At 70.5% G+C, this 12455-nt stretch carries 14 protein-coding genes; 6 read left to right on the top strand and 8 right to left on the bottom strand.

Features of this window, described 5'->3' with window-relative positions; genetic code table 11:
* Positions 1-70 precede the first annotated feature (70 nt).
* Genes C9E82_RS11370 through phnF form a run of 8 tightly spaced genes read right to left on the bottom strand, consistent with a single transcriptional unit; the run spans position 71 to position 6719 of the window.
* The gene (locus tag C9E82_RS11370) at positions 71-1270 is read right to left on the bottom strand and encodes an alpha-D-ribose 1-methylphosphonate 5-triphosphate diphosphatase (RefSeq protein WP_119901054.1); all 1200 of its coding nucleotides are present in this window, start codon (positions 1268-1270) and stop codon (positions 71-73) included.
* On the bottom strand, positions 1257-2039 hold the full coding sequence (locus C9E82_RS11365) for an ATP-binding cassette domain-containing protein (protein ID WP_244936018.1): 783 nt from the start codon (positions 2037-2039) through the stop codon (positions 1257-1259). Before C9E82_RS11365 ends, C9E82_RS11370 begins: the two co-directional genes overlap by 14 nt.
* 9 nt (positions 2040-2048) lie before the next feature.
* Entirely contained in the window at positions 2049-2876 is an 828-nt protein-coding gene (locus C9E82_RS11360; RefSeq protein WP_122449274.1) for an ATP-binding cassette domain-containing protein, read from the bottom strand.
* A complete protein-coding gene (locus C9E82_RS11355; RefSeq protein WP_119901240.1) occupies positions 2873-3787 on the bottom strand; it encodes an alpha-D-ribose 1-methylphosphonate 5-phosphate C-P-lyase PhnJ in 915 nt (304 codons plus the stop codon). The genes C9E82_RS11360 and C9E82_RS11355 overlap by 4 nt, the downstream gene beginning before the upstream one ends.
* Complete coding sequence (locus C9E82_RS11350; protein ID WP_122449273.1) at positions 3784-4935, bottom strand: carbon-phosphorus lyase complex subunit PhnI; 1152 nt, start codon at positions 4933-4935, stop codon at positions 3784-3786. Before C9E82_RS11350 ends, C9E82_RS11355 begins: the two co-directional genes overlap by 4 nt.
* Complete coding sequence (gene phnH, locus C9E82_RS11345) at positions 4935-5465, bottom strand: phosphonate C-P lyase system protein PhnH (protein ID WP_122449272.1); 531 nt, start codon at positions 5463-5465, stop codon at positions 4935-4937. The genes C9E82_RS11350 and phnH overlap by 1 nt, the downstream gene beginning before the upstream one ends.
* Positions 5465-5917: a phosphonate C-P lyase system protein PhnG gene (gene phnG / locus C9E82_RS11340; RefSeq protein ID WP_119898757.1), complete on the bottom strand. Its 453-nt coding sequence runs from the start codon at positions 5915-5917 to the stop codon at positions 5465-5467. Before phnG ends, phnH begins: the two co-directional genes overlap by 1 nt.
* Positions 5918-5960: 43 nt before the next feature.
* Positions 5961-6719: a phosphonate metabolism transcriptional regulator PhnF gene (gene phnF / locus C9E82_RS11335; RefSeq protein WP_244936017.1), complete on the bottom strand. Its 759-nt coding sequence runs from the start codon at positions 6717-6719 to the stop codon at positions 5961-5963.
* Positions 6720-6992: 273 nt separating this feature from the next.
* Between phnF and C9E82_RS11330 the strand changes: the two genes are divergently transcribed.
* From C9E82_RS11330 to C9E82_RS11305, 6 genes are all read left to right on the top strand, one after another.
* Positions 6993-7580 carry a thioredoxin family protein gene (locus tag C9E82_RS11330; RefSeq protein ID WP_119898755.1) on the top strand — a complete coding sequence of 196 codons (588 nt, stop codon included), beginning with the start codon at positions 6993-6995 and terminating at the stop codon, positions 7578-7580.
* Between the two features lie 46 nt (positions 7581-7626).
* A complete protein-coding gene (locus C9E82_RS11325) occupies positions 7627-9243 on the top strand; it encodes an FAD-binding protein (protein ID WP_119898754.1) in 1617 nt (538 codons plus the stop codon).
* Positions 9240-9569 (top strand): 4Fe-4S dicluster domain-containing protein, encoded by a 330-nt coding sequence (locus tag C9E82_RS11320; protein WP_119898753.1) that lies wholly within the window; start codon positions 9240-9242, stop codon positions 9567-9569. Before C9E82_RS11325 ends, C9E82_RS11320 begins: the two co-directional genes overlap by 4 nt.
* 17 nt (positions 9570-9586) lie before the next feature.
* Positions 9587-10423 (top strand): ABC transporter ATP-binding protein, encoded by an 837-nt coding sequence (locus C9E82_RS11315; protein ID WP_119898752.1) that lies wholly within the window; start codon positions 9587-9589, stop codon positions 10421-10423.
* A gap of 12 nt (positions 10424-10435) precedes the next feature.
* A complete protein-coding gene (locus C9E82_RS11310) occupies positions 10436-11293 on the top strand; it encodes an ABC transporter permease (protein ID WP_119898751.1) in 858 nt (285 codons plus the stop codon).
* Positions 11294-11365: 72 nt separating this feature from the next.
* Positions 11366-12394, top strand: coding sequence for an aliphatic sulfonate ABC transporter substrate-binding protein (locus tag C9E82_RS11305; RefSeq protein WP_119898750.1), 1029 nt, complete (start codon positions 11366-11368; stop codon positions 12392-12394).
* Positions 12395-12455 lie beyond the last annotated feature (61 nt).

Raw genomic sequence — 12455 nt, 5'->3', positions numbered from 1 at the left:
ATGCCGCCAGATTGCAGGGATTCTGCGACGCCCGCATATCGTCCGAATGAATTTTTGACGACTGCCGGGGTCATGACGCGGCCTCCAGGTCCCGCGCGCGCGCTGCCGCCAGCGGCTGGTCCAGGCTGCCGTCGGAATAGATCACCCGGCCGCCGCGCAGCGTGGCCAGCACATGGCCGATGCCCTCGTCGCTGGCCACCACCAGATCGGCGCGCTTGCCGGGCTCGATGCCGCCGCGATCGGCCAGCCCCAGCGCCCGCGCCGCATTGGCCCCCGCCAGCCGCGCCGCCCCGGCCAGCCCGTCGGGATCGGTCCTGGCCAGTTCCAGCACCGCGGGCAGCATGGCCGAGGGGTGGTAGTCCGAGGCGAGGATGTCCAGAAGCCCCCTGCCATGCGCCGCGCGGGCGGACAGATTGCCGGAATAGCTTTGCCCGCGCAGCGCGTTCGGCGCGCCCATCGCGGTGGCAAGGCCGTGCGCGCGGGCCTTCCGTGCGGCTTCCTCGGTCACCGGGAATTCGCTGATCGAGACGCCCAGCCCCGCCATCACCTCGACCTTCTCGGGCGTGTCGTCGTCATGGCTGGCCAGCGCCACGCCCCGCGCGTGGCAGGTCGCGGAAATCGCCGCCAGCGTCGCCGCCAGTTCCTCGGCCGGGCGGGTGCGTTCGGCGATGCGCCGGGCGACGGCATCAGTGGCCTCGTCCTCGGACAGGCCCCTTTCGCGCATGGTGCGCTGGATCACCCGCTCGATGTCGCGATACTGGCCCTGGCCGGGCGTGTGGTCGGTCAGCGAGATCAGCGAGACATGGCCCTCGGCGATCAGCGCCTCGATCACCTGCAGCGCCTTGGGGAAGGTGATCTCGAAGCGCGCATGGACGCGGTGGTCGACCAGCAGGTCGTCGCGCAGCGCGTTCAGCGCCCGGATCACCGCGCTGGTATGGTCGTAGCTGCGCAGATGGCCATAGGTCGAGGAGGGGCTGAAGGACAGCGCCGCATAGGCGGTGGTGAAGCCCGCGCCGGCCAGCTTGCGGTCCAGGTCGCGCAGCCCCAGTTCGATCGGCATCCGCACCATCGGGCGCGGCTCGATCTCGCGTTCGATCATGTCGCCATGCATGTCGATGAAGCCGGGCAGCAGCAGCCGCCCCTCGCCCCGGATCGCCGCGCCGGGCACCGGGCCCTCGGCCAGTTCGGCGATGCGCCCGGCCTCGATGCGGACCGATCCGCCCTTCAGCACCCGGTCGGGCAGCACCACCCGGAAGTCACTGAGCCACATCTCTGGTCTCCCTGCTGTCAAGGTTCAGTTCCGCGTCGATCAGCCCGGCCACGTCGCCGGGATGGTGAAAGACGCCGATCATCGCGACGCCCTGCGCCTTCAGCGCCGCCAGCCGCCGCAGCAGCGCCGCCCGCGCGCCCGCGTCCAGCGAGGCGGTGGGTTCGTCCAGCAGCAGCAATCGCTGCGGCAGGATCAGCGCGCGGGCCAGGTTGACCTTCTGCTGTTCGCCGCCCGAGAAGGTCGAGGGATAGGCGGCCCACAATTCGCGCTTCACGCCGAATTCGGCCAGGGCCGCGCGGGCGGTTTCCAGCGCCTCGGGCGCGGCGGCGCCGGCCAGCCGCAGCGGTTCGGCCACCAGATCCTCGGCGGCGACGCGGGGCCGGGCGATCAGGAACTGGGTGACGAAGCCGATCTCGCGCCGCCGCAGCAGCGCCACGTCGACATCGGCGGCGCGGGCCAGGTCGATCCGCCCCTCGGCGGTGTTCAGCCAGACATGGCCCGCCTGCGGCAGATAGCTGCGATAGAGCGTGCGCAGCAGCGTCGATTTCCCGGCGCCGTTGGGGCCGGTCAGCAGCAGGAACTGCCCCGGCATCAGGGTGAAGCCGATGCCCGCGAAGGCGTCCAGCCGCTGGCCCAGGTGGTGCATCTGGAAATGCTTGGCCAGGCCTTCGACCTCGATCACGGGCAGGGCCGGCGCGGGGGCGCCCGAGGCGGCGCAGGGCGGCGCGGCGCGGGGTGGGGCGGCGGGAAGCGGTGTCTGCAGGGTCATCATCAGCCTTTACAGTTTCGCATGGACAAGGGCCTGGGTGTAGGGGTGCTGGGGATCCTGGAAGATCTGGTCGGCCAGCCCCTCCTCGACCACGCGCCCGCGGCGCATGACCATGACCCGGTCGGCCATGGTGCGGATGACGCCCAGGTCGTGGCTGACCAGCACCATGGTGATCGCGCGGTCGCGCTGCAGCCGCTTCAGCGTGTCCAGAACCAGCGCCTGGACCGAGACGTCCAGCCCCGTCGTCGGCTCGTCCAGCAGCAGCAGCGCCGGCTCCAGCGCGATGGCCTTGGCCAGCTGCACCCGCTGCTGCATCCCGCCCGACAGCTCGATCGGCCGGGCATCGATCCGCTCCAGCGGGAATTCCGAGGCGTCCAGCGCCTCGCGCGCCCGCCCCCCCAGCACGGCAAAGCGCCGCTCGCCCGCGATCAGCAACCGCTCGGCCACGTTGCCGGACGAGGAATGGCCCATCAGCAGGCCCAGATGCGGGTTCTGGTAGACGATGCCGACATGGCGCGCGCACAGCATCCGCCGCCGGTAGCGGTCCAGGTCGAACAGGTTGCCGGCGGCGCCCGGAATGGCCAGGCGATAGTCGCCGCTGTCCGGGCTGTCCTCCAGGTTCATCATCCTGAGCAGCGTCGACTTGCCCGAGCCGCTTTCGCCGACGATGCCCAGGACCTCGCCGGGATAGACGGTGGCGGACACGTCCTGAAGCGCCACGACATCGCCGAAGCGGCGGCTGATGCCGGTCATGGCCAGGATCGGCGGCGTGGTCATCAGGCGCGGCAGGTCGCGCGGGGGTTGCTGCGGGGCGGGGCGGGGGGAAGGCAGGCTCATGTCACCGCTCCGTTCCGGTACCAGGTTTCGCCGATCTCCACCGCCTCGCCTTCGCTGCGGCGGATCGCCTTGATGCCGAAATGGCTGTCGGACAATTCGTGCCGCGCGCTGCCGTCGGGCTGCGGGATCTCGTTCATGAAGAAGCCGGCGACGCCCGAGCGGTGGCAGACCAGGCTGGCGTGATCCTCGACGCGGAAGGGGATGTCGTCGAAGGCCAGCGGCTGGACGCGGGTGAAGGGGGGCACGGCGAAGATGCGCTTCTCGCGTCCCGCCGACAGCAGCGTCAGGTGCCGCGCCATGTCCAGCTTGGGCAGGTCCCAGCGCGGGATCGGCGAGGGCGTCATCACATGGCGACCATTGACCAGCGCCGGGTAGGACGCCCCCTGCATGATCCGCCCCGAGCGCACGACCTGCTCATAGAGCACCAGCCACAGCCGCCCGTAATCGGCATCCGCATGCATCTGGCGGGCCAGCGACATGTTCGGCTGGACCGGCCGCAGCGGTTCGGGATTGGGGACCTGCAGCACGAGGATCTGGTCCTCGCGCAGCTTTTCCTCGGGGATGCGGTGGCGCGATTGCAGGATCGTGGCCTCCTGCGTGTCCCATGTGCCGCGGGCGCCGGCGACCTTCTGGACGAATTGCCGGATCGAGACCGCGTTCACGCTGTCGTCGGCGCCCTGGTCGATCACCTTCACGACCGAGCCGGGATTGACCAGCGTCAGCGTCACCTGCAATCCGCCCGTGCCCCAGCCGCGTGCCATCGGCACCTCGCGGCTGGCATAGGGGATCTGGCAGCCGGGCACGGCGACGGCCTTCAGCATGGCGCGGCGCATCTCGCGCTTGGCCGAGGGGTCGAGGAAGCCGTAGCTCATCGCCTGCCAGGGCCGGGTCAGTTCGCCGAGTGCGGTCATTCCGTGGTCTCCTTGGCCGGGTGGGCGGGGGCGTGCGGCGCGCCGGGGGCGCTTCGCCCCCCGGACCCCCCGAGGGTATTTTCGCAACGAAGAAGGGGATCGGCGGGGGGCTGGGTCTTGCGGGCATTGGCGTCGCGCATCGCGTCCAGCGCCGACTGGAAGGTGACGTAATGGGGCAGCTTGAAATGGATGCAGAAGCCCGAGGCCTCGACGGGTTCGGTGTGGTAGAGGAAGAATTCCTCCTCGGTGGGCGTGCCCTTGGCGGCGCCGGGCGCGTTCAGGTCCAGGGTCGCGGCGGCGATCACCTTGACCTCGTTCCAGCCGAGCGTGGCGGCGAAGCCCAGCCGGATCCGCGTCCCGCCTTCCTTGGCGGCGACCTCGGCCTGCGAGACCTTCACCCGGCCGGCCGAGAAGACCGTGCCGCGCGGGTGGGGGACGCGGAGCTCGGCCTCGGCCAGCCTCAGTTCGTTCACCGTGGGATGGGCGTTGCCATGGCCGCGCATGGCGGAATAACCCAGCGCCAGCACGCCGCCGCTGTCGGCGCGGGCGAGGCCCTGCAGCCGGTGGGCGCGCGGGGCGGGGAACAGCAGCGGTTCGCGGGTCAGGTCGGGGATCGCCTCGGGGGCGACCTCCTCGGGCGCGGGATCGGCGACCAGCCCCTGCGCCTTCTGCCATGCGGCCAGCGAGGGATGGTGCGGCGGCGCGGGCCGGTCGGCCTTTTGGACCGGGGCGGGGGTCAGGGGCCGGCCTTCCAGCACCTCGGTCGCAAGGATGCGGTGCGAATAGTCCAGCGTCGGGCCGAGGATCTGGCCGCCGGGGATGTCCTTGAAGGCGGCCGAGATGCGGCGATGGGTGAAGAGCCGGTCCTGCGTCACCGGCCGGGCGATGGCCAGCCGCGGCTGGGTGGTGCGCCATGCGCGCAGCAGCAGCACCGCTTCGTAGAGATCGCCGCCGGTCTGCGCCAGCGCCAGCGCCGCCAGTTCGGGCTCGTAGAGCGACGCCTCGCCCATCACCCGGTCCACCAGCCAGGGCAGGGCATCGGCCACCGCCGCCACCCGGTCGCGGTCGATGGGACCCAGGCCTTCGCGATAGAGCCGTTCGGACTGGGCGATGGCGCGTTCGCCCCCGCGCGTTGCGACATAGGCCATCACAGCACCTCGATGCGGGTCGAGCGCGGCAGGCCGATCGCCTGCGCGCCCTCGACAAGGAACAGCTCGAACCCCAGCGGATAGGCGGCGCGCGCCTCGCGCAGCGACCACAGGGCGGGGTTCAGGGCGGGGGCGATGCGGATGCTGCCGTCGATGCCGGGGCCGGTCAGGCGCAGGGCCGGGCCGCCGCTCAGCCCGGTGGCGATCAGCAGCGTCGCGCCGTTCTCGGGGTGGAGCGCCGATCCGACGGGTGCGCTGCCCGCCGCCGCCAGCGGGTTGCCGCTGAGGAACAGGTAATCCGCCACCGCGGCTTCGGCCAGGCGCGCGCCGGTGCCGGCAAGGGCCGGGGCCAGCGCCGGATCGTCGGTGAAGACGGCGCATTCCAGGTCGACCAGCGCCAGCGCCGCGGGCAGCAGGCCGGGCCGGGGCAGGCCGTGCACCTGGCCGGGGCGGGACAGCGCCCGCAGCAGCGCCTCGAAGGTGGCGTTGTCGCGGGTCTCGGCGGGGTCGGGAAGCGGGGCTGCGTGCATCAGAAGGTCTCCATCTCGACCCGCGTGGCCTCGACGGCGCGCAGGATGTCGCGGTCGGCGGCGGCGATCCGGGCGGCCTCGGCGTGCAGGAAGCGGGCGATGGCCTCGGGCTGCACCCCTTCGGCGGCGGCGGCATCGACCACCGCCATGGCCATCGCGCGTTCCAGGTCGCGGCCGGTCACCATGCCGTAACCCTCGATGCCCGAGGGCAGGCGCAGATGCGCCTCGGCGACCAGGACCTCGCCCAGATGGAAATCGGTGCCCTGCACCGTGTCGCGCATCGGCAGCATGACAAGGCCGGTGCCGCTTTTCAGGACCTCGGGGGCGGGCAGCAGGGGCAGCAGCATCTCGGCCAGCGCCTTCAGCCGTGTCGCCTCGGCCCCCGCCAGCGTTTCCAGCAGGCGCGCGTGATCCATCCCCCCGGACGGGTCCGGGTCATTCTCGTCAGACATCCTGTCCTCATTCCTTCTGTGGCCGGCCTGTCCCGGCGCGCTCCTATCCCGTGCCCGGCGGCGAGGGGTCGGTATCCAGCGTGAACTGCACCCGTTCGGCCGACCAGACGCCCTGCGAATGGCCGATGGGGCGGCCTTCCACGTCCACGTCGGTCTTCTGCACGACCAGCACCGGCAGCGCCGGATGCTGGGCCAGCAGCCGCGCCTCGTCCGGGCTGGCGCGGCGGGCGAGGATCGAGGTGGAGCGGCGGAAGTAATCGGCGATGCCATGGGTGCGATAGATGTCGGTCACCTTCTCGCCCTGGCGTCTGCGGCTGCCGAAATCGGCAAAGCGATCCGCCGAATGCCAGGACAGGCCGATATTGATCGGCACGTCGTCGGCCAGTCCGCGGGTCAGCACCCGATGCACCGGCGCGCCCTCGGGCAGGTCCAGCGCACGGGCGATCGCGGCGGGGGCGGGCACCAGCCCGGCCTCGATCAGGTCGCCCCCCGGCGCCACGCCCTGGTCGCGCAGGTTCTGGCGGAAGCGGGTGCGCCGGCCGATCTGGTAATCGATCAGCGGTGCCGTCTCGACGAAGGTGCCGCGCCCCTGTTCGACGCGCAGCTTGCCCTCGACCGCCAGCGCCTCGATGGCGCGGCGCACGGAATGGCGGCCGATGCCGAAATGCCGGCACAGCTCTGGCTCGGTCGGCAGGCGCTGGCCGGGGGCGTATTCGCCCCGCATGATGCCTTCGGCCAGGCGGTCCCGGATCATCTGCCAGTTGGTCTGCATGTTGCCCGTCCAGTCATTCGGATGAATCACCCATAGCCGGCCGGTATGACATTCGGGTGAAGGGCCGGCCGGAAAACTGCCGCGATCCGGCGGTTTCACATGATCTGCACGAAACCGTCGCATGGCCGGGTGGCCTTCGATGGTGGCGAGCGGCGCGCCATCCCGATCCGTTCTCTTTTGCTGCAGGCCACGAGAACCGCTTTTCACCCGCAGCCGGAAAATCGAACACAAATCTCTATAAGATTGGTCGTATATATCGACGGCCGTCCGGCGACGGAACAACCAGATCTTGCGGAGACACAGATGCCCAAAACCGAATCGAATCCCATCGCGCTGGGAACGCCTGCCGCCGACTTCCTGCTGCCGGATGCGGATGGCAGGCTGCACCGGCTGGCGGACAGCCAGGAAAGCCCCGCGCTGCTGGTCGCGTTCCTGTCCAACCGCTGCCCCTTCGTCGTCCTGATCCGCGAGGCCTTGGCCGATTTCGCGCGCGAATACGGCCCCAGGGGGCTTGCCATCGTCGGCATCAATGCGAACGATCCCGTCGCGCATCCCGAGGAAACCCTGGCCCGGATCGGCCAGGAAGCCGCGCAGCAGGGTTATGACTTCCCCTATCTGAAGGATGCCGACCAGGCCGTCGCCAAGGCCTATGGCGCCGCCTGCACGCCGGATTTCTTCCTGTTCGACGGCCAGCGCCGGCTGGCCTATCACGGCCAGTTCGACGATGCGCGCCCCGGAAACGGCAAGCCCGTGACCGGCGCGGATCTGCGCGCGGCGGTCGAGAAGGTGCTGGCCGGGGCCCAGGTCGAGGGGCGGCAGGTGCCCTCGATCGGGTGCAACATCAAGTGGACGCCGGGCAACGAGCCAGAATGGTTCTCGTCGGCGGCCTGACCGCCGCGCGCCACCTTCCCAGCATTCGCAAGCCCCAGGCAGGACCATGACAGACGACAGAAGGCGGGCAGGCCCGCAGGCCGAGACCGACGTGCTGGTCCTCGGAGGAGGACCGGCAGGCGGCTGGGCGGCGCTGGCCGCGGCCGGGGCGGGGGCGCGGGTGGTGCTGGCCGACAAGGGCTATCACGGGACATCGGGGGCGACCGCGCCCTCGAATACCGGGACCTGGTGCGTGCCGCCGGGCGAGGCGCGGGCCGAGGCGGTCGAGCGGCGCTGGCAGCGCACCCATGGGCTGGCGGACCGGCGCTGGATGCACCGCACCGTCGACCGGGCCTATGCCAACCTGCTGCAGCTGGTCGAATGGGGCTATGCCTTTCCGCGCGACGACCAGGGCAACCTGTATGTCGCGAACCTGCGCGGCCCGGACTACATGCATTTCCTGCGCCGCAAGGTGAAGGCGGCGGGGGTCACGATCCTGGACCATCATCCGGCGCTGGAACTGCTGAGCGACGGCGACGCGGTGACCGGCGCGGCGGGCCTGTCGCGCCGCAGCGGCGAGGACTGGCGCATCCATGCGGGCGCGGTGGTCCTGGCCACCGGCGGCTGCGCCTTCTTCGAGCGGCTGATGGGCGGCGGCGGGCTGACCGGCGACGGCTATCTGATGGCCGCCGAGGCCGGGGCGGCGCTGTCGGGGATGGAATTCACCGGCAAATACACGCTTGCGCCGCATGACAGCTCGCTGAACAAGGGGCTGCCCTATCGGTGGGCCTCGTTCCACCGCCAGGACGGCACGCCGATCCTGGACAGCAAGGGGCGGCCGCTGACGAACGGCATCGGCGGCACCGATCACGAACTGGCCCGCGCGCTGCTGGACGGCCCGGTCTTCGCCCGGCTGGACCTGGCGGAACCGGCGATGCAGGACTGGCTGCGCCGGGGCCAGCCGAACTGCTTCCTGCCCTATGACCGGCGCGGGATCGACCCGTTCACCCAGCTGTTCCGCGTCGACCTGACGGCCGAGGGCACGGTGCGCGGCACCGGGGGCATCCGGCTGGCCGGCGACGATTGCGCGACCGAGGTGCCCGGACTTTACGCCGCGGGCGATGCCGCCTCGCGCGAGAACGTGACCGGCGCAAGCTCGGGCGGCGGGGCGGTCAATGCCTCCTGGGCGATGGCCAGCGGCTGGTTCGCGGGGGCAGGCGCGGCGCGCCATGCCCGGTTGCGCGGGATGCGGCGCGCGGCAGGCCAGGCGCTGGGTCAGGCCGGGCTGCGCCCCGCCGCCGCCGCGCGGCCGGTGGACCATGCCGCGCTGGTCGAGGCCCTGCGGGCCGAGACGATCCCGCTGGACCGCAACTTCTTCCGCACCGGCGACGGGCTGGCGGCGGGCCGCGAGCGGCTGGAAGGCGTCTGGGCCGAGATCCGCGACCACCTGTCCGCCGAGGGCGCCGAGCGGCTGCGCGCGCGAGAGATCGCCTCGGTCGCGGCCTCGGCGCGCTGGTCGCTGGCGGCGGCCGAGATGCGGCGCGAAAGCCGGGGCGTGCATCGCCGCGCCGACCTGCCCGAGACCGATGCCGCATGGACCCGGCGGATCACCGTGTCGGGGCTGGACCGGGTCGAGGCGCGTCCCGATTTCCCCGCCACGCAAGCACAGGAGCGCGCGTCATGATCGAGATCGTCTCGGAATCGCGCTGCATCCGCTGCGACATCTGCGTCCGGGTCTGCCCGGCCAATGTCTTCGATAAGGACGACGAGGGCCTGCCCGTGATCGCCCGCCAGCAGGATTGCCAGACCTGCTATCTGTGCGAGATCTATTGCCCGACCGACGCGCGTTTTGTCGCCGAGCGCGCCTCGGGTCCCGTCCCCGTCACCGAAGCCCAGATCGAGGCCGCCGGCCTGTTCGGCAGCTATGCGCGCGCGCTTGGCTGGTCGCGCGGGCGGGCGGGCGGCTCGGACCGGGATCCCACCATGCATATCCGCGTCGCCCAGGTGTGACGGAAAGGCAGGAAAGAATGGACCGCATCACGATTTCCGACGTCCGCAAGACGTTCCAGCTTCACTCGGGCCAGTCGATCGTCGTCGAGGGCAAGCCCACCGATCGCGTGCCGGTGCTGGCGGGCGTCGACCTGACCATCCGGCGGGGCGAATTCGTCACGCTGGTCGGCCCGTCGGGCAGCGGCAAGTCGGTGCTGCTCGACATCATCGGCGGGCTGACCCAGGCCACCTCGGGGCGGACCTGGATCGACCGGACGCTGGTGACGCAGCCCGACGCCAAGGTGGGCTACGTGTTCCAGCAATACGCCCTGTTTCCCTGGCGCAACGCGCTGGAGAACGTGGAATACGCGCTGGAGGTGCGCGGCGTCCCGCGGCTTGAACGCCGCGAACGCGCCCGGCATTTCCTGACGCTGTTCGGGCTGAAGGGCTTCGAGGACCGCTATCCCTCGCAGCTGTCGGGGGGCATGCAGCAGCGCGTCGCCATCGCCCGCGCGCTGTCCACCGATCCCGAGGTGCTGCTGATGGACGAGCCCTTCGCGGCGCTGGACGCCCAGACCCGCGACCTGCTGCAAAGCGAGCTGCTGCGGATCTGGGAACAGATCAACACCACGGTGGTCTTCGTCACCCATGCCATCGACGAGGCGATCTATCTGGCCGACCGGGTGGTGGTGATGACCGCGCGGCCGGGGCTGGTCAAGGAGATCGTCGAGATCGACCTGCCGCGCCCGCGCGACCTGGATCTGCGCAACAGCCCGGAATTCAACCACTACCGCCAGCAGGTCTGGGAGGCGCTGCGCGACGAGGTGACGCGCGCGCAGCAGGATTGGGCGCTGTCGGCAAGCTATGCGAACTGAGGAGGCGGGAACATGGCATATCTGACCGATAAATCGCAGCGCGAAAGCCGCGCGTTCGAATTCTGGCGCCGGCGCACGCCGCTGTCGCTGCTGACGGCGGGGCAGACCGGCACCTTCATCATCGGCCTGCCGCTGATGCTGCTTCTGCTGGCGCTGTGGGAAATCGCCCCGCGCGCCGGGCTGCTGAACCCGATCTTCTTTCCGCCGCTGTCGGTGGTGCTGTCCACGCTGGCCGCGATGACCACCAGCGGCGAGCTGTCGCGCCATGTCGGCATCAGCCTGAACCGGGCGGCGACGGGATTCGTCCTTGCGGTCGCGGTGGGCGTGCCGCTGGGGCTGGCGATGGGCCGCTATGCGCTGTTCGAGAAGATCACCGACCTGCTGGTGCAGACGCTGCGCAACACCTCGCAATTCGCGCTGCTGCCGGTGTTCATCCTGCTCTTGGGCATCGGCGAGGCCTCCAAGATCGCGATCACCTTCTATGCGGCGGTGTTCTTTCTGCTCATCAACACCATCGTCGGCGTGAAATCGGTCGATCCGCTGCTGCTGAAGGCGGCGCGCTCGATGGGCACTTCGGACTGGAACCTGTTTCGCAAGGTGATCCTGCCTTCGGCGGTGCCCTCGATCGTGGCGGGCGCGCGGCTGGGGGTGAAGGCCTCGCTGATGTCGGTGATCGCGGCCGAGATGCTGGCGGCGCAGTCGGGCATCGGCTTCCTGATCCAGCATTCCTCGCTGATGCTGGAAACCGACCGGATGTATGCCGGGATCCTGGTCCTGACCGCCATCGGCCTTGCGCTGAACTATGTGCTGGTCGCCATCGACAGCCGCGCGGCGCGCTGGCGCGACAGCCCGGCCGGCGGGGGCGCCTGACGCCGCCCCGCTTTTCCCCGTTCCAATCCCTCGCGACCGCCCTGCGCGCCGCGCCTTTCGGAGACCGACCCGATGACCTTCTTCCCGACCCTTTCCCGGCGCCATGCGCTTGGCGCGCTGCTGGCCGCCTCTGCCCTGCTGAGCGCGCCGCTGCCCGCCGCCGCGCAGGACAAGCCCGAGGTGATCCGCATCGGATCGACCGCGCCGGGCCACCTGAAATTCATCCTGTTCCGCGACAAGGGCCTGCTGGCCGAGGAATTCGCCGAGGACGGCATCCGGGTCGAGCTTTCGACCTTCGACGGCGGTTCGGCGGTGACGGTGGCGCTGGGATCGGGGGCGATCGACCTGACCTATATCGGCAACAACCCCTCGCTGCGGCTTGCGGCCAGCGGGGCGGATGTGAAGGCCGTCGGCCTGTCCAGCTGGGTGCCGGGCAACGAGACGCTGGTGCTGGTGCGCGCCGACAGCGACATCCGGACGCTGGCCGACCTGAAGGGCCGCAAGGTCGCCTATCTGGCGGGCACCGTCCGCCATTCCACGCTGGCCAAGGCGCTGGAGGCCAAGGGCGTCGCGATCTCGGACGTCGAGAGCATGAACCTGGGGATCGATTCATCCGGCCCGGCGCTGGAGCGCGGCGATATCGATGCCCTTGTCGAAAGCGGCGGCACGGCGCAGAAGCTGGTGGACCAGGGGCTGGCGCGCGTCATCTTCGATGCGGCGGTTTCGGGCAAGCCGGAATGGTCGGTGCCCCATGTCATCAGCGTGAACGGCGAATTCGCCCGCAACTATCCCGACATCGTGACCCGGATCCTGGCCGTGGACATCGCCACCGCCCGCTGGGTCGACGACAATCCCGACGAGACCATCAGCAGCTTCGTCGCGGGCACGGGCAATGCCGAAGCCTCGGTCCGCGCGACATATGCGGATGGAAAATTCTTCCAGAACCCCGAATTCACCGATACCGCCATCGCCGCCCTGCAGGCCGAGGAGGCCTTCATGGCCGAGGCCGGGCTGCTGCGTGGCAAGGTGGATTACGACAGCTGGATCGACCGCAGCTTCCACGACGCGGCGCTGAGCCGGTTGGACCAGCCGATCAACTGACGGTACAATCGCCGGACGCGCGCGCAGGATCCTGCGCACGCCCCGGACCTGCGACCGAAGG

This window comes from Paracoccus sigandri (assembly GCF_003709565.1).
GTDB classification, from domain to species: domain Bacteria; phylum Pseudomonadota; class Alphaproteobacteria; order Rhodobacterales; family Rhodobacteraceae; genus Paracoccus; species Paracoccus siganidrum.
The sequence above is the reverse complement of the archived record's forward strand: the minus strand, read 5'-3'. Positions and strand labels throughout refer to the sequence as shown.